The sequence below is a fragment of the Rhodococcus sp. WB1 genome, from assembly GCF_001700945.1.
Lineage (GTDB): Bacteria > Actinomycetota > Actinomycetes > Mycobacteriales > Mycobacteriaceae > Rhodococcus > Rhodococcus aetherivorans.
The window spans coordinates 1269957-1294752 of record NZ_CP015529.1 but is presented as its reverse complement, the minus strand read 5'-3'; the positions used below and the strand labels follow the sequence as shown (position 1 = coordinate 1294752).

At 71.8% G+C, this 24796-nt stretch carries 21 protein-coding genes and 1 pseudogene; 5 read left to right on the top strand and 17 right to left on the bottom strand.

What is annotated here, in order from left to right; genetic code table 11:
• Positions 1 to 152: 152 nt before the first annotated feature.
• From A4U64_RS29210 to A4U64_RS05905, 5 genes and pseudogenes are all read right to left on the bottom strand, one after another.
• Positions 153 to 992 (bottom strand): annotated as a pseudogene (locus tag A4U64_RS29210) (ATP-binding protein); the annotation flags it as partial.
• A 7-nt stretch (positions 993 to 999) separates the two neighbouring features.
• Entirely contained in the window at positions 1000 to 2598 is a 1599-nt protein-coding gene (locus A4U64_RS05920; protein WP_006931255.1) for an acyl-CoA carboxylase subunit beta, read from the bottom strand.
• Positions 2595 to 3752 carry an acyl-CoA dehydrogenase family protein gene (locus A4U64_RS05915; protein ID WP_043800577.1) on the bottom strand — a complete coding sequence of 386 codons (1158 nt, stop codon included), beginning with the start codon at positions 3750 to 3752 and terminating at the stop codon, positions 2595 to 2597. Before A4U64_RS05915 ends, A4U64_RS05920 begins: the two co-directional genes overlap by 4 nt.
• Entirely contained in the window at positions 3749 to 5449 is a 1701-nt protein-coding gene (locus A4U64_RS05910) for an acyclic terpene utilization AtuA family protein (RefSeq protein ID WP_206531316.1), read from the bottom strand. The genes A4U64_RS05915 and A4U64_RS05910 overlap by 4 nt, the downstream gene beginning before the upstream one ends.
• A gap of 71 nt (positions 5450 to 5520) precedes the next feature.
• Positions 5521 to 6312 carry a TIGR03084 family metal-binding protein gene (locus A4U64_RS05905; RefSeq protein ID WP_029545033.1) on the bottom strand — a complete coding sequence of 264 codons (792 nt, stop codon included), beginning with the start codon at positions 6310 to 6312 and terminating at the stop codon, positions 5521 to 5523.
• Positions 6313 to 6457: 145 nt separating this feature from the next.
• Between A4U64_RS05905 and A4U64_RS05900 the strand changes: the two genes are divergently transcribed.
• The gene (locus tag A4U64_RS05900) at positions 6458 to 7339 is read left to right on the top strand and encodes an EamA family transporter (protein ID WP_050035590.1); all 882 of its coding nucleotides are present in this window, start codon (positions 6458 to 6460) and stop codon (positions 7337 to 7339) included.
• Here the strand turns inward: A4U64_RS05900 and A4U64_RS05895 are convergent.
• Both A4U64_RS05895 and A4U64_RS05890 read right to left on the bottom strand, forming a co-directional pair.
• Complete coding sequence (locus A4U64_RS05895; RefSeq protein WP_065922310.1) at positions 7336 to 8958, bottom strand: MFS transporter; 1623 nt, start codon at positions 8956 to 8958, stop codon at positions 7336 to 7338. The genes A4U64_RS05900 and A4U64_RS05895 overlap by 4 nt on opposite strands.
• A 159-nt stretch (positions 8959 to 9117) precedes the next feature.
• Entirely contained in the window at positions 9118 to 10035 is a 918-nt protein-coding gene (locus A4U64_RS05890) for a LysR family transcriptional regulator (RefSeq protein WP_006931266.1), read from the bottom strand.
• A gap of 68 nt (positions 10036 to 10103) precedes the next feature.
• On the opposite strand from A4U64_RS05890, the gene A4U64_RS05885 reads away from it, so the two are divergent.
• The gene (locus tag A4U64_RS05885) at positions 10104 to 10541 is read left to right on the top strand and encodes a PaaI family thioesterase (protein ID WP_043800645.1); all 438 of its coding nucleotides are present in this window, start codon (positions 10104 to 10106) and stop codon (positions 10539 to 10541) included.
• 58 nt (positions 10542 to 10599) lie between these two features.
• Positions 10600 to 11406, top strand: a complete 807-nt coding sequence (locus A4U64_RS05880) for a class I SAM-dependent methyltransferase (RefSeq protein WP_006931268.1) — start codon at positions 10600 to 10602, stop codon at positions 11404 to 11406.
• 48 nt (positions 11407 to 11454) lie between these two features.
• On the opposite strand, the gene A4U64_RS05875 is transcribed toward A4U64_RS05880, so the two are convergent.
• From A4U64_RS05875 to A4U64_RS05840, 8 genes are all read right to left on the bottom strand, one after another.
• Positions 11455 to 11775 (bottom strand): DUF202 domain-containing protein, encoded by a 321-nt coding sequence (locus tag A4U64_RS05875; RefSeq protein ID WP_006931270.1) that lies wholly within the window; start codon positions 11773 to 11775, stop codon positions 11455 to 11457.
• Between the two features lie 25 nt (positions 11776 to 11800).
• On the bottom strand, positions 11801 to 12169 hold the full coding sequence (locus A4U64_RS05870; protein ID WP_006931271.1) for a YidH family protein: 369 nt from the start codon (positions 12167 to 12169) through the stop codon (positions 11801 to 11803).
• 60 nt (positions 12170 to 12229) lie between these two features.
• Complete coding sequence (locus A4U64_RS05865) at positions 12230 to 12670, bottom strand: QcrA and Rieske domain-containing protein (protein WP_006931272.1); 441 nt, start codon at positions 12668 to 12670, stop codon at positions 12230 to 12232.
• A 58-nt stretch (positions 12671 to 12728) separates the two neighbouring features.
• Positions 12729 to 13292 carry a DUF6529 family protein gene (locus A4U64_RS05860; protein ID WP_006931273.1) on the bottom strand — a complete coding sequence of 188 codons (564 nt, stop codon included), beginning with the start codon at positions 13290 to 13292 and terminating at the stop codon, positions 12729 to 12731.
• Positions 13293 to 13328: 36 nt separating this feature from the next.
• Positions 13329 to 13970, bottom strand: a complete 642-nt coding sequence (locus A4U64_RS05855) for a hypothetical protein (RefSeq protein WP_050035593.1) — start codon at positions 13968 to 13970, stop codon at positions 13329 to 13331.
• A gap of 88 nt (positions 13971 to 14058) precedes the next feature.
• Positions 14059 to 14547, bottom strand: a complete 489-nt coding sequence (locus A4U64_RS05850; RefSeq protein WP_029545047.1) for a QcrA and Rieske domain-containing protein — start codon at positions 14545 to 14547, stop codon at positions 14059 to 14061.
• A gap of 102 nt (positions 14548 to 14649) precedes the next feature.
• On the bottom strand, positions 14650 to 16179 hold the full coding sequence (locus A4U64_RS05845) for a DHA2 family efflux MFS transporter permease subunit (RefSeq protein ID WP_006931279.1): 1530 nt from the start codon (positions 16177 to 16179) through the stop codon (positions 14650 to 14652).
• A gap of 260 nt (positions 16180 to 16439) precedes the next feature.
• Positions 16440 to 18134, bottom strand: coding sequence for an FAD-dependent oxidoreductase (locus A4U64_RS05840; RefSeq protein WP_029545051.1), 1695 nt, complete (start codon positions 18132 to 18134; stop codon positions 16440 to 16442).
• 155 nt (positions 18135 to 18289) lie between these two features.
• Between A4U64_RS05840 and A4U64_RS05835 the strand changes: the two genes are divergently transcribed.
• Positions 18290 to 19090, top strand: a complete 801-nt coding sequence (locus A4U64_RS05835) for an acyl-[acyl-carrier-protein] thioesterase (protein WP_006931283.1) — start codon at positions 18290 to 18292, stop codon at positions 19088 to 19090.
• Positions 19091 to 19113: 23 nt separating this feature from the next.
• Positions 19114 to 19605, top strand: coding sequence for a SixA phosphatase family protein (locus A4U64_RS05830; RefSeq protein WP_006931286.1), 492 nt, complete (start codon positions 19114 to 19116; stop codon positions 19603 to 19605).
• A gap of 24 nt (positions 19606 to 19629) precedes the next feature.
• Here the strand turns inward: A4U64_RS05830 and A4U64_RS05825 are convergent, their stop codons facing one another.
• Positions 19630 to 20643: an iron-siderophore ABC transporter substrate-binding protein gene (locus tag A4U64_RS05825; RefSeq protein WP_232334174.1), complete on the bottom strand. Its 1014-nt coding sequence runs from the start codon at positions 20641 to 20643 to the stop codon at positions 19630 to 19632.
• Positions 20644 to 20818: 175 nt separating this feature from the next.
• On the bottom strand, positions 20819 to 24790 hold the full coding sequence (locus A4U64_RS05820; RefSeq protein WP_006931290.1) for a DNA-directed RNA polymerase subunit beta': 3972 nt from the start codon (positions 24788 to 24790) through the stop codon (positions 20819 to 20821).
• Between the last annotated feature and the right edge of the window lie 6 nt (positions 24791 to 24796).

The following is a 24796-nucleotide window of genomic DNA, read 5'->3' as shown; positions in this document are numbered from 1 at the left end:
TCGCTCACCCCGGTGACATTCCCCGTCGCTCCGCTCGCCCCGGTGACATTCCCCGTCGCTCCGCTCGCCCCGGTGACATTCCCCGTCGCTTCGCTCGCCCCGGTGACATTCCCCGTCGCTTCGCTCGCCCCGGTGACATTCCCCGTCGCTTCGCTCGCCCCGGTCGCGAGGAACTCGACGGTGCCCGCGCCCTCGTAGTCGATGGCCTGCGCGGCGCGCCGGGCCGCCGCGAACAGCCGCTCCCGCATCCCGGGCGTGGCCTCGACGAGCGGCGACGGCGCCTCCTCGACCACCTTCTGGTGGCGGCGCTGGATCGAGCACTCCCGCTCCCCCACCGCCCACACGGTCCCGTGCCGGTCCGCGAGGACCTGCACCTCGATGTGCCGGCCCGTTTCGAGGAAGCGCTCGCAGAACACCGTCGGATCGCCGAACGCGGACTGCGCCTCGCGCCGGGCCGCGGCGAGCTGGTCGGGCAGCTCGGCCAGGTCGCGGACCACCCGCATGCCGCGGCCGCCGCCCCCGGCGGACGCCTTGATCAGCACGGGCAGGTCGGCTTCGGTCACCGCGGCAGGGTCCAGCTCGGCCAGCACCGGCACACCGGCGTCGGCCATGATCTTCTTGGCCTCGACCTTCGAACCCATCCGGGCGATCGAGTCCGGGCCCGGCCCGATCCAGGTCAACCCCGCGTCGAGGACCGCCCGCGCGAATTCGGCGTTCTCCGAGAGGAACCCGTAACCCGGGTGAATCGCGTCGGCCCCCGCCGCGCGGGCGGCGGCGATGATCGCCTCGCCGCGCAGATAGGTGTCGGCGGGGGCGGTGCCGGGCAGGCGCACCGCGGCGTCGGCCTCGGCGATGTGGGGGCTGCCGGCGTCCGCGTCGGAGAACACCGCGACGGTGCCGAGGCCGGCGCGCCGGCAGGAGGCGAACACCCGGCGGGCGATCTCGCCGCGGTTGGCGACGAGCACGGTGGTGACGGTATCGGTGTGGTTCACTGCTGCCTCACATCCGGAAGACACCGAAGCTGTCGGTGCCCTCGATCGGCGCGTTGGCGATGGCCGACAGGCACATCCCCACCACGGTGCGGGTGTCGCGCGGGTCGATGACCCCGTCGTCGTAGAGCCGGCCGGACAGGAACATCGGCAGCGACTCCGCCTCGATCTGGTTCTCGATCGCCGCACGCATCGCCTCGTCGGCGGCCTCGTCGAAGGCCTGGCCGCGCGCCTGGGCGGCGGCGCGTCCGACGATGGAGATGACACCGGCGAGCTGGGCGCCGCCCATCACCGCGGATTTGGCGCTGGGCCAGGCGAACAGGAACCGCGGGTCGAAGGCCCGGCCGCACATGCCGTAGTGGCCGGCCCCGTAGGAGGCGCCGAGCAGGATCGAGATGTGGGGCACCGTCGAGTTGGAGACGGCATTGATCATCATCGAGCCGTGCTTGATCATGCCGCGTTCCTCGTACTCGCGGCCGACCATGTAGCCGGTGGTGTTGTGCAGGAACAGCAGTGGCGTGTTCGCGCGGTTGGCGAGCTGGATGAACTGGGTGGCCTTCTGGGATTCCTCGCTGAACAGCACGCCGCGGGCGTTGGCGAGGATGCCCACCGGGTACCCGTGCAGACGGGCCCAGCCGGTGACGAGCGACGACCCGTAGAGCGGCTTGAACTCGTCGAAGTCGGAATCGTCGACGATGCGGGCGATCACCTCGCGGGGGTCGAACGGCACCTTGAGGTCGGCGGGCACGATTCCGAGCAGTTCCTCGGGGTCGTAACGCGGTTCGCGCACGTCGGGGTGGGGTTCGGGGCCCTGCTTGCGCCAGTTCAGGCGACGGACGATGCCCCGGCCGATCCGGATCGCATCGGGCTCGTCGACCGCGTAGTAGTCGGCCAGCCCGGAGGTGCGGGCGTGCATCTCCGCGCCGCCGAGGGATTCGTCGTCGGATTCCTCGCCCGTGGCCATCTTCACCAGCGGCGGTCCGGCGAGGAACACCTTCGAGCGCTTCTCGATCATCACCACGTGATCCGACATGCCGGGAATGTAGGCGCCGCCCGCGGTGGAGTTGCCGAACACCAGCGCGATGGTGGGAATGCCGGCGGCGGACAGCTGCGTCAGGTCGCGGAACATGCGTCCGCCGGGGATGAACACCTCCTTCTGGGTGGGCAGGTCGGCGCCGCCCGACTCGACGAGGGAGATCACCGGCAGCCGGTTCTGCATCGCGATGTCGTTGGCGCGGAACCCCTTCCGCAGGGTCCACGGGTTGCTGGTGCCGCCGCGGACGGTGGGGTCGTTGGCGACGATCAGGCATTCGACGCCCTCGACGACGCCGATCCCGGTGACGGTGCTGCCGCCGACCGGGAACTCGGTGCCCCACGCCGCGAGCGGGGACAGCTCGAGGAACGGGGAATCCGGGTCGAGCAGCAGTTCGATGCGTTCGCGCGGGAGCAGCTTGCCGCGTTCGTGGTGGCGCCGGACGTACTTCTCCCCGCCGCCGGCGAGGGCCTTGGCGTGCTCGGTCTCGAGTGCGGCCAGTTCGGCGGTCATCGCCGAGGCCGCGGCGGCGTACTCTGCCGAGGCCGGGTCGAGGGTCGTCTGCAGGATGCTCACGAGGTGTACCCCAATCGTTTCGCCGCGAGCTCGGTGAGAATCTCGGTGGTGCCGCCGCCGATGCCGAGGATGCGCATGTCGCGGTACTGCCGTTCGATCTCGGACTCGGCCATGTAGCCGAGTCCGCCGAACAGCTGCACAGCCTGGTTCGCGACCCATTCGCCGGCCTCGACGGCGGTGTTCTTGGCGAAGCACACCTCGGCGACGAGGTCGCCGTCGCCGACGAGGGCTCGCTCGACGACCCGCCGGCCGTACACGCGCGCGACGTCGACGCGCCGGGCCATCTCGGCGAGGGTGCGCTGCACCGACTGCCGGGAGATCAGCGGCCGGCCGAACGTCTCGCGGTCGCGGCACCACGCCACGGTGAGGTCCAGACACCGCTGTGCGCTCGAATAGGCTTGGGCCGCAAGGGCAATCCGCTCCGAGACGAAGGCCTGGGCGATCTGCGCGAAGCCGCTGTTCTCGGTGCCGACGAGATTCTCGACGGGCACGCGCACGTCGACGAAGGACAGTTCGGCGGTGTCGGAGGCACGCCAGCCCATCTTGTCGAGCTTGCGCGAGACGGTGAATCCTTCGGCGCCCTTCTCGATCACCAGCAGCGAGATCCCGGCAGCGCCGGGACGTTCGCTGCCGCCGGTGCGCACGGCGGTCACCACGAAGTCCGCGCGGCAGCCGGAGGTGATGTAGGTCTTGGCGCCGTTGACGACGTAGTGGTCGCCGTCGCGGACGGCGGTGGTGGTCAGGTGCCCCACGTCGGAGCCGCCGCCGGGTTCGGTGATCGCGAGGGAGCCGATGAGCTCGCCCGCGAGGGTCGGCTCGACCCACTTCGCGATCTGCACCTCGTCGCCGGCGGCGACGAGGTGCGGCAGGGCGATGCCGCAGGTGAACAGGGAGGCGAAGGCACCACCGGAGGCGCCGGCCTCGTGGAATGCCTCGCACACGGTGAGAGTGTCCGCCGCGTCGCCGCCGGACCCCCCGACGGCCTCGGGGAATCCGGCGCCGAGAAGCCCGAGGGCGGCGGCCTTCTTGTGCAGTTCGCGGGGCAGTTCGCCGTCGCGCTCCCACGCGGCGAGGTGCGGCAGGACCTCGCGCTGGACGAAGGAGTGGACGGTCGAGCGCAGGTCGCGGCGTTCGGGGGTGTCCCAGATGCTCACTCGGGGTTCTCCATCTCGGGGTTCTCCATCTCGGGGTCCTCCATCTCGGGGTCCTCCAGGAGGGTCTCGGGGATGTAGAGGTATCTGCTGCGCAGCCACTCGCCGAGGCCCTTGGCCTGCGGGTCGAAGCGGGCCTGTGAGGCGACGCCGCGGCCGAGGATGCCCTCGATCACAAAGTTCACCGCCCGCAGGTTCGGCAGCACATGGCGGGTCACGATGAGGTTCTTCGACTCGGGCAGAAGGGTTTTCAGCGCGTCGACGGTGAGGGTGTGCACCAGCCAGCGCCACTGGTCGTCGGTGCGCACCCACACCCCCACATTCGCGTCGCCGCCCTTGTCGCCGCTGCGGGCGCCGGCGACGAGCCCGAGCGGCGCGTGCCGGGTGGGCCCCGCGGGTAGCGGCGCGGGCAGCTCGGGCTCGGCGACGGGTTCGAGTGGGCGCGTCGGGGTGACGGGCGGGATCGGGACGCGGCTGCCGTCGGGCAGGACCGCCGTGTGCGGCACCTCGGCGGCGTCGACGTAGCCGGGCGTGAACACGGCGTACGGCTGGCCGTTGCCGGGCGGAGCGGTCAGCGAGAAGCCGGGGTAGCTGGCAAGCGCGTACTCGACCGCGACCGCGGAGAAGGCGCGGCCGACGACCTGCGGGTCGCGGTCGCGGACGGTGCAGCGCAGCAGGGCGCTGGCCGCCTCCTCCGTGTCGGCGTCCGGATGGTCGGTGCGGGCGAGGGTCCACTCGAGCTCGGCCGGACGCGCGGGCAGGCTCGCCTCCATCTGCCGGCGCACCAGCGCCGCCTTGGCCTCGATGTCGAGTCCGGTGAGGACGAACACCGCTTCGTTCCGGAATCCGGCGAGAGCGTTGAGGGAGACCTTCAGCGTCGGCGGGGGCGCCTCACCGCGGACCCCGGTGATGCGGACCCGGTCCGGTCCGTCCTGGGTGAGCCGGACGGAGTCGAGGCGCGTCGTCACGTCGGGTCCGGCGTAGCGGCCACCGGTCACCTCGTACAGCAGCTGGGCGGTCACGGTGCCGACGGTGACCGCGCCGCCGGTGCCGGGGTGCTTGGTGATGGTGGAGCTGCCGTCGGCATCGATCTCGGCGATCGGGAAGCCGGGCCGGTCGAGGTCGGCGATCTCGGTGAAGAACGCGTAGTTGCCGCCGGTGGCCTGGGTGCCGCACTCGATCACGTGTCCCGCCGCGACCGCACCGGCCAGGGCATCGAAATCGTCCCGGGCCCAGCCGAAGTGGGCGGCGGCCGGGCCGGCGATCACGGAGGCGTCGGTGACACGGCCGGTGACGACGATGTCGGCGCCGGCGGTGAGACACTCGGCGATGCCCCACGCCCCGAGGTAGGCGTTCGCGGTCAGCGGCGGCGGATCGGCGGCCAGGCCGAGTTCGGCGGCGCGGGAGATGAGGTCGTCGCCCTCGACGTACGCGACGGTGACGTCGAGTCCGAGCCGGCCGGCAAGCTCGCGCACGGCCGTCGCCAGCCCGGCGGGATTGAGTCCGCCGGCGTTGGCGACGATCCGCACGCCCTTGTCGACAGCGAGCCCGAGGCAGTCCTCGAGCTGGCGCAGGAACGTCTTGGCGTAGCCGAGCGCCGGGTCCTTCATCCGGTCCCGGCCGAGGATCAGCATGGTCAGCTCGGCGAGATAGTCACCGGTCAGGTAGTCGAGTTCCCCGCCCTCGAGCATCTCGCGCATGGCCGCGAGCCGGTCGCCGTAGAAGCCGGAGCAGTTCCCGATGCGCACCGCCCGTCCGGCCGTGGGGGCGCTCACGCGGTGGCTCCTTCCGGGGCGCGGCCGCCGCCGGGCGGTCCGGCGAACGCCTGCGCGAGGCCGAGCCACGCCTCGGCGTCGGGTCCGGTGGCGACGAGGTCGGTGTCGGCCCGGTGGATCCGCTGGGTCACCAGCCGGCAGAAGTCGAGGGCGGATCCGGTGACGGTCTGGGTGGCGGCGTCGGGCCCCCAGGTCCACTCCTGCCCGTCGGGGGCGGTGAGACGGACGCGGAACGGCTCGGCCGGCGGGGTGCGGCCGTGCACGGCGAAGGCGAAGTCGCGGGTGCGGACGCCGAGATGGGCGATGTGGCGCAGCCGGTGCGTGGGCGGGCGGGTGACGCCGAGCGCGTCGGCCACGTCGCCGCCGTGGGCCCAGGTCTCCATCAGCCGTGCCGTCGCCATGGAGGCCGCACTCATCGGCGGGCCGTACCAGACGATCTTGGTTCCGGCGGGGACGGCCGCGAGGGCGTCGGCGAGGGCGCGGCGGGCGGCACGCCAGTCGGCGAGCAACTCGGCCGGGGGGCGGCGGGCCTGTGCCCGCGCCCCGTCGTCGACGAACCCGTCCGGATCGGTGACCTCGCCGAGCCCGGCGACGAACGCCTCCGGGTCTTCGACGGCGGTGAGGGCGGCGCGATCGGTCCACAGCAGGTGTCCGATCTGGTGGGCGATGGTCCAGTCTTCGGCGGGGGTCGGGGTCGCCCAGCGCTCGTCCGGGAGGTCCGCGACGAGGGCGTCGAGGGACTCGCCCTCGGCACGCAGGTCGTCGAGAAGCGGTTGTAGCTCCGTCATGCGACCAGAGTCACACCCGGGGCGCAAAAAATCAAGCACTCGTGATTGTTTTTCTGGTTGAGGTGGCGCGTGCTGCCGATCGTGCTCCCGTGCGGCAACATTCGTCGCACGCGGGACGGCGGATCCCCCAGGCCACGGAGGACGGATGAGCGGCACAGCACCGGCGCCACGGGGCGGCAGCCGGACCGTGCCCGTCGCGGCCGTGCTCGGCTCGGTGCTCTCCCTGCAGTTCGGCGCGGCCTTCGCCAGCACCCTGTTCGACGACGTCGGTGCCCTCGGCACGGTCACGCTGCGGCTGACGCTCGCCGCGGTGATCCTGTGGGCGGTGGTGCGGCCGTCGGTGCGGCACTGGCGCCCGGCGCAGTGGCGCGGCGTGGTCGCGCTCGGGGCGAGCCTGGCCGCGATGAACGGCTTCTTCTATGTGGCGATCGCCCGGCTGCCGCTCGCGGCGGCGGTCACGATCGAGTTCCTCGGACCGCTCGCCCTCGCCGCGGTCCTCTCCCGCCGCCCGCGGGACGCGCTGTGGGTGGCACTCGCCCTGGCCGGGGTGGTGCTCCTCGGGGCACGCGGCCTCGGCGGGGACGGCGGCGCCCTCGACCCGGCCGGGGTCGGTTTCGCGCTGCTCGCCGCCGCCGGCTGGGCCTGGTACATCGTCGCGGGCTCGCACGTGGCCACCACCGTCTCCGGCGCGGCGGGCCTGACCGTCGCCACCACCGTCGCCGCGGCGCTCGTGCTGCCCCTCGGCCTCGGGACCGCCGGCGCCGGCCTGGCCGATCCCGCGATCCTGGCCGCCGGAGCGGCGGTGGCCCTGCTGTCCTCCGTGGTCCCCTACAGCCTGGAGATGCGGGCGCTGCGGGAGCTGCCGAAGAACGTGTTCGCGATCCTCATCGCTCTCGAACCGGCGGCGGCGGCCCTGGCGGGCGCGCTGGTGCTCGGCCAGTGGGTCCAGCCCGTCGCGGCGGTAGGCATCGCGCTGGTGATCGTCGCCGGCGTCGGCGCCCTGCGCGGCAGCGGCGACCAACGCTAGCCGTCCGCGTCCCCGGGCGCGGCCCCCTGCCGCTCGTCCCCCGCCGGCTCGGCGCGTTCGTCCTGCGCACGGTACGACGCGAGGAGCCGTCTTTCGGCGTCGCGCTTCGGGAAGGCGAAGAACACCAGGACCGCACCGGCGGCGACGACGAGAATGGCGGCGGCATACGCCTTCGTGTCCCCGTCCAGGAACGCCGTGCGCGCGGCGGACATGATGGCGTCGGCGTACTGCGGGTACCGCTCGGCGAGGTCGGCGGCGCTCGCGAACGACTTGGTCAGCGCGGCCTGCGTCTGGTCGCTGATCTCGTCCGCCTCCGGCGACGAGGCGATCGCCGCCGAGATCGACGAAACGTATCCGGCGGTGAGCAACGCCCCGAGGATGGACTGCATCACGGCCCCGCCCAGATCGCGTTGCAGGTCGGCCGTTGCCGACGCCATCCCGGCCCGGGTCACCGGGACCGAGCCGGTCAGCGAGCGGGAGGCGGGCGTGCCGGCGAAACCGACCCCGATCCCCACGAGGCCGTACGCGAGCGCGATCTGCCAGTAACTGGAGGTCTCGTCCCACATCGTCAGCGCGACCACGAGCCCGAGGAGGATGAACGCGTAGCCGAGCAGCAGGGTGGTGCGCGCACCCCGGCTCTCCACCATCCGGGCCGAGTACGGAGCCACCACGAGCATGCACGCGGCGGCCGGAAGGATCGTCGACCCGGCGGCGAGCGTGGAGTAGCCCAGCACGTTCTGCAGGAACTGCTGACCGACGAACATCGTCCCCATCAGGGTGCCGAACACGATGATGCCCGCCACCGCTGCCACCCAGAACGTCGGCCGCGCGGCCACCTTCAGGTCGAACAGCGGCTCGGGCACCCGCCGCTGCCGCCACACGAATACCGCGCCCGCCACGGCGGTGACGGCGGCGCAGACGAGCGCCGCCGTGCCTCGGCCGCTCTCGGGTGCGAGGTTGACCGTCAGGACGAGCGCCGCCACGAACAGCACCGACACGACACCGCCGACATGATCGACCGGCCCGGAGGTCTCGTTGACGTGCGCGGGAATCAGCACGGCCGCCGCCACGAGGGCGACGGCGGCGAGCGGCACGGTGATCAGAAAGGCCGAGCCCCAGTAGAAGTACTCCAGGAGCAGGCCGGACAGCAGCGGTCCGAGCGCAGCGACCGCACCGCCGGTCGCCGACCACAACGCGATCGCGCGGGTCCGCGAGGCTCCCGACCACAGCGCGGTGATCAGCGCCAGCGTGGTGGGATACGCCAGCCCCGCGGCGAGACCACCGGCCAGCCGGGCCGCGAACAGCACCTCGACGCTCGGTGCGAAGGCCGCCACCAGACACGCGGGTATCGACAGCGCGACGCCGAGCACGAGCAGCTGCTTGCGCCCGTAGCGGTCGCCGATCGCCCCCAGGTACAGCACCGACGCGGCCAGGCCCAGCGAATACCCGACGGCGACCAGGTTCAGTTCCGTCTGGCTCGCGTCGAAGGCCCGGCCGATCGCCGGCAGCGCGATGTTGGCAACCGAGAGATTGAGGTTCGCGACGGCGGCGACCAGGATCAACGTCGCGAGGACGGCCCCGGATCGCCGGGGGCTGCGATCGACCTCGACGGCCGTCACGGCCGCGACCCGTCGTACCGCGATGCGTCCATGTCCCACTCCCGGTGCCGGCTCGGCGCCACGCCGCGTTCGCTCGTACCCCCGGCGAGCAGCGTCCTCGACGATCATGATGACGCACCGGGCGCCGGATTCGGGCCGATTGCGACGATCGGTACGCGATCAGGCGCCGCGGACGATCATCCGCACCAGGTCCCCGGCCGGGCCGGCGAGCTTGCGGGGTGGGCGCCACACCGCGCGCAACGTGCGGGCCAGATCCAGGCCCTCGACCTCGACGGTCCGCAATTCGCCGGACGCGAGGTGATCGGCCACGGCGAGGGTGCTGAGCACGGCCGGGCCGACGCCGCCGAGGGCCGCGGTGCGCACCGCGGCGCCGCTGCCGAGCTCGAGCAGCGGCGACGGCCGCGCGAACTCCCGGAGGGCCAGATCCAGCGTGTGCCGCGTCCCGGAGCCCTCCTCGCGCACGACGAGCGGCGTCGCCGCCAGTTCGGCGACGGTGAGCGGACGCCGGCGCCGCGCCCACGGGTGCGCCGGCGTGACGACCACCACCAGCCGGTCCCGCGCCACGGGGGTGCTGTGCAGTCCCGGTGGGACGGTGGGAGCCTCGACGAACCCGACGTGGCACCGGCCCTCCGCGACCGCGTCGCAGACCTGCCGCGAGTTGTGGACCTGCAGCTGGATCTGGACGTCGTCCCGGAGCCCGCGGAAGCGGCCCAGCCAGCGCGGGATGAGGTGTTCGGCGACCGTCATGCTGGCCGCCACGGTCAGCTCGGCCTGCCGGTCGGCACTCAACGCCGCGGCGGCGTCGAGCAGGCGACGGGCGTCGGCGAGGGTCTGCCGCGCCCAGTGCGCGACCACGGTGCCCTCCGGGGTGAGCGCGGAACCGGCCCGCCCCCGGCGCACGAGCACGGTCCCCAGCTGCTTCTCGAGGCGGCGCACCGCCCGGCTGGCATTGGGCTGCGCGACGCCGGCGGCCCGGGCGGCCGCGCCGAGGCCGCCGTGGTCGTCGATGCCGACGAGCAGCTCCAGAGCGGCGAGGTCCGGCCAGCGGACCGTCGGCGAATGAGGTGACCGCGTCATGCGCGAATGATATGTCCGCCCACGACCCGGCGGTGTGGGGCAGACTGCAGGCCGTGGAACTTCGAGGGGTGGACGACGCGGCGGCGGTGCTCGCGGCCCAACCGTTCAGCGTGCTGGTCGGCGCCCGGGTCGCCGCGTACGAGCCGGGCCGCGCGGTGCTCGAGATCCCGCTGCGTCCGGAGCTGCTGCAGCAGTTCGGGTTCGTGCACGGCGGCGTGCTGGCCTACGCCGCGGACAACTCCCTGACCTTCGCGGCGGGAACCGTGCTCGGATCGTCGATCGTGACCACCGGATTCACGATCGACTACCTGCGCCCGGGCCGCGGCACGCTGCTGCGGGCCGCGGCGACGGTCGTCGACTCGAGCCGGCGACAGGCGCTGTGCCGGTGCGAGATCGTCGCCGTGACCGAGGACGGCACCGAGACACGGGTGGCCGCGGCGCAGGGCGGGGCCCGGGTGATCGACCTCGACCGCCGTTCCGGCCGTGAGCCCGGATCCGGTTCGTAGGCAACGGCGCCGGCCCGGACAGGTCGACTGACCGGGGACCGGAGAGAGGAAGACCGCGATGACGGATCACACCGCCGACGCCTGGGAGATCGCCGCGGCGTACGAGCGCTATGTAGGTCGCTGGAGCCGCCCGGTCGCCTCGAAGTTCCTGCAATGGCTGCCCCCTGCCGGCGCGGGCGCCGCGTGGTGCGATGTGGGGTGCGGGACCGGCGCTCTCGCACACGCCGTCCTTGTCGCCGAGGAACCGTCCCGGGTCGTCGGGGTCGAACCGTCCGAGGGCTTCGCCGCGGCGGCCCGCACCACGGTCGACGATCCCCGCTTCGAGGTCCGGCCGGGTACCGCTGCGGCGATACCGGCCGTGGACGGCGAGTTCGACCGCGTCGTATCCGGATTGGTCCTCAACTTTCTTCCCGATCCGATCGAGGGTCTTGTCGAGATGCGCCGCGTCACCCGAGCGGGCGGGACGATCGGCGGCTACGTGTGGGACTACGCCGAGGGCATGGAGATGATTCGCGCCTTCTGGGATGCGGCCGTCGAACTGGACGAGGCGGCGCGGGACCGGGACGAGGGTGTCCGCTTCCCGCTCTGCCGGCCCGATCCCCTCCACGACCTGCTCGCGTCTGCAGGTCTCACCGGGGTGCGGATCCAGCCGCTCGAGGTTCCCACCGTGTTCGCCGACTTCGACGATTTCTGGGCGCCGTTCCTCGGCGGTCAGGGACCCGCCCCCGGATATTGCATGTCGCTGCCGGCACGGCGCCGAGCCGAACTGCGGACGGTACTCGATGCCCGACTGCGCCGCGACCGAGCCGGTCGGATCGCGCTGACCGCCCGGGCGTGGGCCTTCCACGGCTCCGTGCCCGATTGACACGGGAGTAGATCGTCCAGCCCGGCTGGAACGGCGACGGTGCGGCGGTCACGCCTGCGACGTGACGATGAGCGTGGCGGCGGCGAGGGCCAGAACGACGACCGTGACGGTCAGGACGATGTTGCGCCACCAGTGATGCCTCGCGCGGCCCTCGATGAAGCGCCTCACGCGCGCCCGGTGCTCGCGCCCGCTCGTCACGAGCAGCACGAGCGCCGGCACCAGGCACAGCAGGCCGATCACCACCACCACGGGCGCCGGGCCGGGCGCCAGGCGCAGGAACAGCAGGACCACCGCTCCCAGCCCGGTCGCCGTGCGCAGCCACGCGAGCGTGGTGCGCTCGGGCTGCAGGCCCGGGTCGTCGTGTCTCATCGTGGGCCCGAACGCGACGGCGCGGTCATATCAGGAGGGCCGCGGCGAGGGCCACGGCCCCGACCGCCAGCATCGCCGCGAGCAGGAAGGCGATCCGCGGCGGCGGCAGGGGACGTTCGGTGCGCATCGCGGCCTCGATCTGCAGCCAGCGCCGCAGGGCGGCGATCACCAGGAGCGCGGAGAACACCAGCAGCGTGCACGACAGCGTGGTCCGCACCACCGGCCCCACGACGTCGCCGGCGAAGGTCTCGAGCGCGACGGCCGCCGCGATGACGCCGAGCGCGGTGCGGATCCACGCGAGGAACGTGCGTTCGTTCGCGAGGGTGAAGCGGGCGTCGGGTTCGGCGCCTTCACGCAACGCCCGCGGCCGCCAGTCGCGCAGAGGTCTGGTCACGCCGTCGACCCTATCCCGGTGCCGCCCGATGAGACCGTCGAGGTGGGACGGCGAACCCGGTCAGGCGAGGGTGATCTCGCCGTTCTCGACGGTGACGGCCCTGCTCTCGAGAGGACGCGCGGCGGGCCCGTTCGCGACGGTGCCGTCGAGGTTGAACCGACTGCCGTGGCAGGGACAGTTGATCGTGCCGTCCTGCACGGCCGCGACCGTGCAGCCCTGATGGGTGCAGATCGCGCTGAACGCGAGCACCTCGCCCGCGGCCGGCTGGGTCACCACGACCTTCTGATCGGGGAAGATCCGTCCCCCGCCCACGGGAATGTCGGCGACGGCCGCGAGGGGCTGTCCCGCGGCCGCCCCGGTGCCGGCGTCCTCCGCCGCGGAGGTCTGCCCGGAGGCCGGCTCGTCGCCGTAGGTGCTGCAGGCCGCCGTGGCGGCGACGGCGGCCACCCCGGCACCCAGGAGCACCGAACGGCGGCTGACGGGAGACTGCTCGAAATCCATTTCCGGCTCCGATCGTGGGAGGGACAGTGGGGTGGAGGGGACAGTAGGGGTGGGGCCGTCAGAACGTGAGGCCCGTCGTGCGGAAGAAGTACAGCGCCGAGGTCGACCACACGACCACGATCGCCGTGAACAGGGCGCCGCCGGCCACCGGAACCGCCCATCCCGGCAGGCCTCGCCGGCTCAGCAGCAGCATCTTGGCCACGAACGCCCCGTAGAGGAGGCATCCGGCCAGCGAGTGCCACAGCACCCGCGGCTCGCCGGTGCGAAAACCGAGCGCGTACAGGCAGTGCACCGCGACGGGGACGGTGGCCAGCACCGCGAGGCGGCCCGACCACACGTGCAGGGTCCCGATCCAGCTCGGCGCCCGCAGTCCCGGCATCCGTCCGTACATCACGGCCGCCGAGGCGAGCTGAACCAGTGCGAGCACGCCGGCGAGGGTCGCCAGCCAGGCCTTGACGGCGGTCGGACTGGAGAACCCGGCGACGTTGATCGAGAAGAAGGTCGGCTCGTGCACACTGCCGTACACACCGAGCCCGACCGCGACGAGGGCACCCACCAGGAACGCGACCACGACGGGGGCCGTTCGCGGCGGTGCGACGGGATGGACCTGCGGTGTGCTCATCCGTCCTCCTCCCGGTGTCACCGCGCGGCGGCACCGTCAGAATGTGTCGCTGCCGGACACCGGGTCGGCGGTCACGACCACCCCGTCGACGACCGCCGTCCCGTCCGGCGCCAGGGCCGGGGCGGGCGCGGTGCCGCCGTCGCCGGCGCGGCGCACACCGGTGACCGTCCCGTCCTGCGTGACGATCCAGCTCGCCCGGACGTCGCCCACGTTCGCGAGGTAGAGGCCGGCCGGGGGTTCGGCCGGCGCGGCGTCGAAGGTCCAGCTCCGGTCACCGAGCCACAGGGTGCCGCGCACCGTCGTGCCGTCGAACTCGCCGTCGAGGCGGGCACCGTCGCGGCCCTCGAGCTCGAGCCTGCCGTCCTCGGCGTCGCCGGACAGCCAGGACTCGACTGCGCTGCCGTCGCACGCGTACGCGACGGCGTCCTCGCCCTCGACGGCGATCGCGAGCGTGAGGGTTCCGGTGGCGACGGGGATCTGCGCGACGTAGGTGGCCTGCGCGGGAAAGGCCACGGCGGTCGAGGGCGCAGCCGTCGTGGTGGGGGCCGGCGCGGACGTGGCGGCCGGGCCAGGGGCGGGCGTGGGGCCGCCGTCCTCCTTGGAGACGTTGACCGCGAGCAGGACCGCGGCGAGCACCACCACCGCCGCCAACGTGATCAACGGCCCCCTGCGCACCATCGGGTCCCCTCGTCGGTCCGCACTTCAATGATGATGTCGCGGTCGAATCTACTCCGCCGCCGCCCGCCCGCTCAGCGAATCGCCCGCATCAGTCGACGACGACGTCCGCACCGCGGGCCGCGGCCGGACGCGCCTTGAGCGGCTTGCGGGCGGGACCCTTGCTCACGGTCCCGTCCAGACGGAACCGGCTGCCGTGACAGTCGCAGACGATCTCGTCGGCCTCGACGCCGGTGATGTTGCAGCCCGAGTGGGTGCACAGCGCGACGAACGCCCGGTAGTCCCCGGCGACGGGTTGCGTCACCACGAGACGCTTGTCGGCGAACAGGACGCCGCTGCCCACCGGGATGTCGGCCGCGGCAGCCACGACCGCGGCGTCCGGACCGGGCTCAGGCGGCGTGGTCGGTGCGGCGGAGGTGCCGTCGGCGCCACTCTGGTCGGCCTCGGCACCGCACGCGGACAGGACTGCGGCGGCCGCGACCGCACCGGCACCGCCGAAGAGGGCGCGCCGGCACAGACGCGGCTGTCCGGGTGCCTCGTCCGTCGCGGCGGGGCCTCGGTGGGTGGGTTCGATGCTCATTGGGTCGTCCGTTCGGGTCGCCGTCGTGCTGCCGGAACGAGGTTAGCCGCAGACACGGAGAGGGGGCCGCGACGTACGTCACGGCCCCCTCCGGACGGCCGGCTAGTGGACGGCCACCGGCTGCAGTCCCTCCCCGGCCGGATGCTTGACGCGCGTGCGCGGCAGGAACAGCGCCGGGATCACCGCGAGGGCCATGAGGACGGTCGCGACGAGGAACGTGGTCGCGAACGCGTCCGCGAGCGAGGTGAGGATCGACTCCTGCATCGGTGCGGGCAGCTGTTCCAGAGCTGCCGGGTCCATCTGCCCGCCGCCCTCGGGCGCCCCCGCCGGGGTCGCCAGGCGGCTGCTCAGGATCACCGACATGGTCGCGGTGCCCACGGAGCCGGCGGCCTGCTGGACGATGTTCATCAGCGTCGACCCGCGGGCCACGCTCTGATGGGTCAGCGTCTGCAGCGCGGCCGTCATCGTCGGCATCATCGTGGCACCCATGCCCATGCCCATGACGAACAGCGCACCGAGCAGCAGCACGTACGACGTGTCCGTGCCCACCTGCGTGAAGACGGCCATGCCGAGCGTGACGAGGGTCAGGCCGACGAGCACGATCTTCCCGGGTCCGATCCGGTCGACGAGCCGGCCGGCGACCGGCATGGTGAGCATGGCGCCGAGGCCCTGCGGCGCGAGCAGGATGCCCGCCGCCAGGGTCGACTCGCCCCGCACCTGGAGGAAGTAGCTGGGGAACAGCAGTCCTGCGCCGAAGAACGCGATCGCGAACACCGACATGGTGAGCACCGCGAACGTCAGTTGGCGGTTGCGGAACAGGTACAGGTCGATGAGCGGGTTCCGGGCACGCAGGGCGTGGAACACGAACGCGACGATCAGCGCGGCGCCGATCGCGCCCGGCACGAGGACCCGCGTCGCGGCGACGGTGCCGACCTCCGGGATGGACGAGACGCCGAACAGGAACAGCGCCAGGCCCGGCGACAGGAGCGCCATGCCGACGAAGTCGAAGGACTCGGACCGGCTGGGGCGGTCCTTCGGCAGGATCAGCACGGAGGCGACGAGGGCCACGACGCCGATGGGCAGGTTGATCAGGAAGATCCAGTGCCAGCTGGCGGTGTCGATCAGCCAGCCGCCGAGGATCGGGCCCCCGATCGGGCCCAGCAGCATCGGGATGCCAAGCACCGCCATCACGCGGCCGACCCGGTGCGGTCCCGCGGCGTGGGTCATGATCGTCATGCCCAGCGGCATGAGCATGCCGCCGCCCAGGCCCTGCACCACGCGGAACCCGATGAGCGACGTGATGTCCCACGCCATGCTGCACAGCACGGACCCGGCGACGAACAGGACAAGGGCGGCGAGGTACAGCCGTTTGGTGCCGAACCGGTCCGCGGCCCAGCCCGTGAGCGGAATCACGCTGGCCAGCGCCAGCGTGTAGGCGGTCATCGTCCACGCGACGGTCGCGTAGCTGGAGTCGAAGTCCTCCATGAACGTCGGCACGGCGACGGAGACGACCGTCACGTCGAGGATCGACATGATGGCGCCGAGCACCACCACCGACGCGATCTTCAGAACTGCCGCGTCGAGCTTGTCGCTCGCCGGCGCGGCGGCCGGGCCCGCATGGGGGGCTGTCATGGGTCGGTCCTCTCGAGGCGCGATGGCAGGCAGACCTGCCAGGATGGGATCGAGGGGGCCGGGCACCACGTCGTACCGTGCGGCGACGACGATCTCGGCGCGAGCCGCGTGTCACCCTCGACGTGCCCGGCGACCAGCGCGCGCCCCGACAGCGCGGCGGATCGACATCCCGGCCTGCGCTCCCCCGGCGGACGTCGCCGCGGGCGGTGCCGGGCACCGCCGAAAGATACTAGTCCCGACGCAGGCGGAGCCCCAACCGATTATCGGCGCACCAGACGCAGCAGGCTTCGCCCCGGCCGCGGCCGCCCGGCCGCGGTCTCCGTGAGGCGGGCGCGGTCGGTCAGCTTGACGCGCGGCCGGCCGGCGGCGCGGCCGGCCGCCCGCTCGGCCCCGTCGATCTCGTGCCATCCGCTCAGGCCCACCCGGGTGGGCCGCCGCTGCCCGAGCAGGCGATCGAGTTCCCGCCGGCCACCGGCCGGACGCGCGAGCCGGCCGGCGTCGAAGTCGGCGAGCAGGGCCGCGACCGTCTCCTTGGCGCACGCCTTGTTGGTTCCGATCACGCCGCTCGGACCGCGCTTGATCCACCCGGTGACGTACACGCCGGGTCCGGCGGCGGTGACCCGCCCGCCCTCGTTGGGGACGATCCCCCGTCGCTCGTCGAACGGCACTCCCGGGAGGGGGACCCCGCGGTAGCCGATCGAGCGCAGCACCAGCTGCGCGTCGAGGTGCAGGGCCTGCCCGGCGGGCCGGGCGACGAGCGCACCGTCGTCGCCGGCGATCAGGTCGTTGCGTACCGCGCGCAGTCCGGTGACCCGTTCGGTGCCCTCGATCTCGGTGGGCGACACGAGATAGCGGAACACGATGCGCTTGTTCCCCGGCCGGGGCTCGCGGCGCGCGTACTCGCGCGCGAGCCGCATGCGCATCGCGACCGCCGGGTCGGCGGCGGCGAGCGCCGCGCTGGCGGGATCGAGCTCGAGCTCGGTCTCGTCGACGACGACGTCGACGCCGTTCAGATCGCCGAGGGCGAGGAACTCGGGGTTGCTGTAGGCCGCCTGGGCCGGACCCCGGCGGCCCAGCAGGACGACCTCGCGGATGTTGCTCCGGCGCAGCGCCTCGAGGGCGTGATCGGCGATGTCGGTGCGGGCCAGCTCGTCGACGTCCATGGTGAGGATGCGGGCGACGTCGAGGGCGACGTTGCCGTTGCCGACCACGACCGCGCGTTCGCCGGAGAGGTCGAAGACCCGGTCGGCGTAGTCGGGGTGGCCGTTGTACCAGGCGACGAACTCGGTGGCGGCGTGGCTGCCGGGAAGGTCCTCGCCGGCGATGCCGAGGTTGCGGTCGGCGGACGCCCCGGTCGCGTAGACGACGGCGTGGTGATGGGCGAGCAGCTCGGCGTGGTCGATGTCGCGGCCGACCTCGACGTCGAGGTGCAGGGCGAACGCGTCGCGGCGGAACGACCATTCGAACGACTCGGTGACGGCCTTGGTACCGGGGTGGTCGGGTGCGACACCGCTGCGGACGAGTCCCCAGGGGGTGGGGAGCCGGTCGAACATGTCCACCTCGACGTTCGAGCGCTCGAGCAGTTCCTGCGCGGCGTAACAGGCCGCCGGACCGGCACCGACGACCGCCACGCGCAGGGTGCCCTGTCCCCGCGGCGGGGCCGGGACGGGTGTCAGCGGGATCCAGTTCTCGGGCATCGGGTGCGCCGTGTAGTAGTCGGCGTTGATGTCCTTGAACCGGGCCTGAGCCTCGGTGAGCCGGTCCTCCGGGAAGATCGCCTCGACCGGGCAGGCGTCCGCGCACGCGCCGCAGTCGATGCAGGCCTGCGGGTCGATGTGCAGCATCTCGGTCTGCGCGAACTCCCGCTCCTCGGGCGTGGGATGTATGCAGTTCACCGGGCACACGGCGACGCAGCTCGCGTCGTTGCAGCACGTCTGGGTGATCACATAGGCCATGTCGTGTCCTCGAAGAGCCGGGACCGGATTTCATGTGACATCCGGTAACAGTTAACTCCACTGTAGCCTCGATGTCTCGCCCCTCGCAAGATTCGCTGCAGCCCTGCCCCGCAGCTGTCAGAATCGGCAGGGGCCGACGACGAGCAGGGGGACGAATGGGTTCGGACACGGCCGCGAAACCGGCACCGGAGAAGTCCGCGGCGGAGGACGCGCTGGCGCAGCCCCTCGGGGCCGCGCCCCCGCCCGACGACGCGTTCCGGTCCACGCGCACGGTGCGCACCGGCGACGTCGACAACCGGGAACGGCTCCGTCTCGACGGCGTGGCCCGCTACCTGCAGGACATCGGCACCGACAACCTCGACGCCGTCGACGCCACCGCCACCGACCCGCTGTGGATCGTGCGCCGCACCGTCGTCGACGTGCACCGGCCGGCCCGCTTCCGCGAACAACTCGAACTGCGCCGGTGGTGCGACGCCTTGTCCACGCGATGGGCCAACGTCCGCGTGCGGCTCGACGGCACCGGCGACGCCCTGATCGACACCTCGGCGTTCTGGATCAACATCGGGCCCACCAACGGGATGCCAGCCCGGATCAGCGACCGGCTCTGGGAGCACATGGCCCGCCATGCGGAGGACACCCGGCTGCGATGGCGGGCATGGCTGCCGCCCACGCCGTCCGACGACGCCGACGCCGGCACGGCCTTCCCGCTACGGGCCACCGACATCGACCCGTTCGACCACGTCAACAACGCCGCCTACTGGCACGGCATCGAGGAGCACCTGGCCGGCCGGCCGGAGCTGCAGACCGCGCCGTACCGTGCGGTGATCGAGCACCTTCGACCGGTCGTCGCCGGCGACGCGCTGGTCCTGCGCGCCCGTCACGAGACCGACGCGCTGACCCTGTGGTTCACGGTCGGCGACGAGGTGCGCGCGGTGGCACGCGTCGGCCGCCGGTGACCCTGACCACCTAGGGTGAACCCATGACCCGCACCCTGATCCTGTTGCGGCACGGGAAGTCCGCGTACCCGGACGGCGTCGCCGATCACGAGCGCCCCCTTGCCCCACGGGGACGACGCGAGGCCGGCCTCGCCGGACGCTGGCTGCGGGCCCACCAGCCCCCGATAGACGCCGTGCTGTGCTCGAGCGCGACGCGCGCCCGCAAGACCCTGGCGGAGGCCGCCGTCGAGGTCCCCACGGAGATCCTCGACGACCTCTACGAGGCCACGCCGGGGAAGATCGTCGACGCGATCCGCCAGGTCCCGGACGACGTGTCGACCCTGCTCGTGGTGGGCCACGAGCCCGTCCTGTCCGCGACGACGCTGCTGCTCTCGGACGACCACGACTCGGATGCCGCCCGTCAGATCATCGAGAAGTTCCCGACCTCCGCGGTGGCGGTGCTGGCGGTGCGGGGGCCGTGGCACGACCTGGGCCCGCGTGGTGCGGCCCTGGTCGACTTCCACATCCCGCGCTGACCGGGACGCCGACCGGGAATCGCCCTACTCGGCCGCGGCGGCGAGCGCCTCGAGATAGGCGTCGATGCCCCACGTCAGCGACAGCACGGTCGGCGGCGACACAGCGGCGATGAGCTCGGTGCCGTTGACCTTCGCGACCCGACCGTCGGTCACCTGCCCCATGGTCCGCGCCCACGGCTGGGCGAGCGTGCGCTCCTGGGCCGCGGCGTCGTCGGCGTAGGAGAGCAGGATGTCGCTGGTGAGCTTGCCGGCCTCCTCGAAGCTGAGGGTGAAGTAGAAGCTGGACTCGTCGGTGCTCAGCTCGGCCACGCTGGGTGCGCTCACCAGACCGAGGTCGGTGAGGAACTCCACGCGCGAGTCGGCCGGCTTGTAGACGTAGAAGGTGTCGCCGGTGTCCCACACCGCGGCGACGGTCCTGCCCCGCAGCTGCGGATAGGCTGCCGCCTTCTCCGCGATGGTGGCCTCGGTGTCGGCGATCAGCCGGGCCGCCTCGCCGGATCTGCCGAGCGCCTGCCCGACGGTGGCGACGACGTCGCGCCACGGGGTGGCCCACGGCTCGTCCGGGTACGCGATGGTCGGCGCGATCCGGCTCAGCGTCTCGTACTGCTCCCGGGTGAGCCCGGAGTAGTTGGCGAGAATGACGTCCGGCCGCGCCGCCGCGATCTGCTCCACCGGCACGTCCGTGCCGTCGTTCGGCAGGACGGCCGGTGTCTCGGCACCCAGCTCGGCGAGCCGGTCCCCGATCCACGGCAGCACCCCCTGCGCGTCGCCGCCGTAGGACTGGGCCGGGATGGCAACGGGCACGACGCCGAGCGCGAGCGCGGCATCGGTGCTGCCGAAGCCCCACGTGACCACCCGCTCGGGTTCGCCGTCGAGCGTCGTGCTGCCGAGGGCGTGTTCGATCGTGACCGGGAACGCGCCTCCGGCCGCGGACGACGACTCGCCGGCCTCGTCGCTCCCCGACGAGCACGCGGTCAGGACGAACGTGAGAGCGAGTCCGGCTGCGGCGAGCAGCCTCGGGATTCGGGTCGACGGCACAGGCGTTCCCTTCGGGTTGTTAGGAGTGCCTACCCAAACTAGCCGACGACCGGCGCGGCCGTGACGCCCACCCCGGAAACCAGGAAGGCCCCGCCCCCGAAGAGAAGAGGGCGGGACCTTCGTGGCCACGGCAGAGAGCCGGGCCGCAGCCGGTTTCCCGGCCGCGGCGACGGATCTACCGGTAGTCGCTGGAGTAACCGTAATCGTCGAGCGGAACCGCAGCGCCGGTGTTCTGGCCGAAGCCCTCCGGCGAGTAGTACTGATCCTCGTACGACGGGATAGCGTACGCGGCCGCGCGGGCCTCCTCGGTCGGCTGCACCTGGATGTTCCGGTACCGGTTGATGCCGGTGCCGGCCGGGATCAGCTTGCCGATGATCACGTTCTCCTTCAGACCGATCAGCTTGTCCGAGCGGCAGTTGATCGCCGCGTCGGTCAGCACGCGAGTGGTCTCCTGGAACGACGCCGCCGACAGCCACGAATCGGTGGCCAGCGACGCCTTGGTGATACCCATGAGCACGGGACGACCGGCAGCCGGCTCGCCGCCCTCGGCGACGACCCGCCGGTTGGAGGCCTCGAACTCGCTGCGCTCGACCAGCGAACCGGGCAGGAACTCCGTCGAACCCGAGTCGATGATCGTGACGCGACGCAGCATCTGGCGCACGATGACCTCGATGTGCTTGTCGTGGATCGACACACCCTGGCTGCGGTACACCTCCTGAACCTCGTTCACGAGGTGGACCTGCACCTGACGCGGACCCATGACACGCAGCACCTCGTGCGGATCGGCAGCACCCTCGAGGAGCTGCTGACCGACCTCCACGTGGTCGCCGTCGGCGAGGATGCCCTCGGTGCCGTTCGCCTTGCGGATCACGTGCAGACGCTGACGCTTCGACAGCTTGTCGTACACGACCTCCTCGCCGCCGTCGTCCGGGACGATGGTGATCTTGTAGAAGCGGTCGTCGTCCTCGAGGCGCACGCGGCCGGAGACGTCGGCGATGGGCGCCTTGCCCTTCGGGACGCGGGCCTCGAAGAGCTCCTGCACTCGCGGCAGACCGCCGGTGATGTCCTCACCGACGCCACCCTGGTGGAACGTACGCATCGTCAGCTGCGTACCGGGCTCACCGATCGACTGCGCGGCGACGATACCGACGGCCTCGCCGATGTCGACGAGCTTGCCGGTCGCCATCGAGCGGCCGTAGCAGGTGGCGCACACGCCGGTGCCGGTGTCGCAGGTCAGCACGGAGCGGACCTTGACCTTCCGGATGCCGGCGGCCAGCAGGGCCTCGATCGCCGGGTCGCCGAGGTCGCTGCCCCGGGTGACGACGACGTTGCCGTCCGCGTCGACCGCATCGGTGGCCAGCGTACGGGCGTACGTGCTGGTCTCGATGTGGGCGTCGCGCACCAGGCGGCCGGTCTCGTTGCCCGCGCCGTCGCGCTCGGGCTCGGCGATGACCATCTCGATACCGCGCGGGGTGCCGCAGTCGGTCTCGCGGACGATGACGTCCTGCGACACGTCGACCAGACGACGGGTCAGGTAACCCGAGTCGGCGGTACGGAGCGCGGTGTCGGCCAGACCCTTACGGGCACCGTGGGTGTTGATGAAGTACTCGAGCACGGTCAGGCCCTCACGGAACGAGGACTTGATCGGGCGCGGGATGAACTCACCCTTCGGGTTCGTCACCAGACCCTTCATGCCCGCGAGCGAGCGGATCTGGGTCATGTTGCCCGCGGCGCCGGACTTCACGATCGTCGGGATCGGGTTGTCGTCCGGGTAGTGCGCCTCCATGGCCTGACCGACCTCTTCGGTCGCCTCCTGCCACAGCTTGACGAGCGAGTCGCGCCGCTCCTCCTTCGAGAGGGCACCACGAGCGAACTTGCGCTCGAGCTGATCCGCGGACGCTTCGTAGCGCTCGAGGATCTCCTTCTTCTCCGGCGGCACCAGCACGTCGGCCATCGACACGGTGACACCCGAACGAGTGGCCCAGTAGAAGCCGGCGTCCTTGAGCTTGTCGACGGTCTGCGCGACGACGATCATCGGGTAACGCTCGGCCAGATCGTTGATGATCGCGGCCTGACGCTTCTTCGGCATGACGTCGTTGACGAAGCCGTAGTTCACCGGCAGCAGCTCGTTGAACAGCACGCGACCGAGCGTGGTCTGCACGGTCCAGCCGTCACCGTAGTTCCAGCCGTCGGGGAACAGCTCGGCCTCGACGTCCTTCGGCGGGCGCTGCCGCGTCAGGCGCACCTTGATCGGGGCCTGCACCGAGAGCACGCCGCGGTCGACGGCCATGATGGCCTCGGCCGGGGACGAGTACACGCCCTGCTCCGGCTCGTCGTCGGTGGCCGGCCGGTACGCGCCCGGCGCGTCCTCGACCAGGCGGGTCAGGTGGAACAGACCGGTCACCATGTCCAGACGCGGCATGGCGAGCGGACGACCCGACGCCGGCGACAGGATGTTGTTCGACGACAGCATCAGCACGCGGGCCTCGGCCTGCGCCTCCGCGGACAGCGGCAGGTGCACGGCCATCTGGTCACCGTCGAAGTCGGCGTTGAACGCCTCACACACGAGCGGGTGCAGCTGGATGGCCTTGCCCTCGACGAGCTGCGGCTCGAACGCCTGGATACCGAGGCGGTGCAGCGTGGGAGCACGGTTGAGCAGCACGGGGTGCTCGTTGATGACCTCTTCGAGGACGTCCCACACCTGCGGGCGCTGCCGCTCGACCATGCGCTTCGCGGACTTGATGTTCTGCGCGTGGTTCAGGTCGACCAGGCGCTTCATCACGAACGGCTTGAACAGCTCGAGCGCCATCAGCTTCGGCAGACCGCACTGGTGCAGCTTGAGCTGCGGGCCGACGACGATGACCGAACGGCCGGAGTAGTCGACGCGCTTGCCGAGCAGGTTCTGACGGAACCGGCCCTGCTTGCCCTTGAGGAGGTCGGACAGCGACTTCAGCGGACGGTTGCCCGGGCCGGTGACCGGCCGGCCACGACGGCCGTTGTCGAACAACGCGTCCACGGACTCCTGCAGCATCCGCTTCTCGTTGTTGACGATGATCTCGGGGGCGCCGAGGTCGATCAGTCGCTTGAGGCGGTTGTTGCGGTTGATGACGCGGCGGTACAGGTCGTTCAGGTCGGAGGTCGCGAAGCGGCCACCGTCGAGCTGCACCATCGGACGCAGCTCCGGCGGGATCACCGGCACCGCATCGAGAACCATGCCCATGGGCGAGTTACCGGACTGCTGGAACGCCGCGACGACCTTCAGTCGCTTCAGGGCGCGCAGCTTCTTCTGGCCCTTGCCGCTGCGGATGGTCTCGCGCAGCGACTCGGCCTCGGCGTCGATGTCGAAGTTCTCGATGAGCTTCTGGATCGACTCGGCACCCATCGCGCCGGTGAAGTACTCGCCGTAGCGGTCCTGCAGCTCGCGGTAGAGCAGCTCGTCGACGATCAGGTCCTTCGGCTTGAGCTTGGTGAAGGTGTTCCAGATCTCCTCGAGCCGGTCCAGCTCACGCTGGGCGCGGTCGCGCAGCTGACGCATCTCGCGCTCGCCGCCGTCCTTGACCTTGCGGCGGACGTCGGACTTGGCACCCTCCGCCTCGAGCTCGGCCAGGTCGGCCTCGAGCTTCTGCGCGCGGGCCTCGAGGTCGGCGTCGCGCTGATCGGCGACGGACTTCTTCTCGACCTCCATCTCGGCCTCGAGGGTCGAGAGCTCGTTGTGGCGCAGCTCGTCGTCCACCGCCGTGATGACGTACGCGGCGAAGTAGATGATCTTCTCGAGATCCTTCGGCGCCAGGTCGAGCAGGTAGCCGAGGCGGCTCGGCACACCCTTGAAGTACCAGATGTGCGTGACCGGCGCGGCGAGCTCGATGTGGCCCATGCGCTCACGACGCACCTTGGCGCGAGTGACCTCGACGCCGCAGCGCTCACAGATGATGCCCTTGAAGCGGACACGCTTGTACTTGCCGCAGTAGCACTCCCAGTCCCGGGTGGGGCCGAAGATCTTCTCGCAGAAGAGGCCGTCCTTCTCGGGCTTGAGCGTGCGGTAGTTGATGGTCTCCGGCTTCTTGACCTCGCCGTACGACCAGTTGCGGATGTCCTCCGCAGTGGCCAGGCCGATGCGGAGTTCATCGAAGAAGTTGACGTCGAGCACGTAACT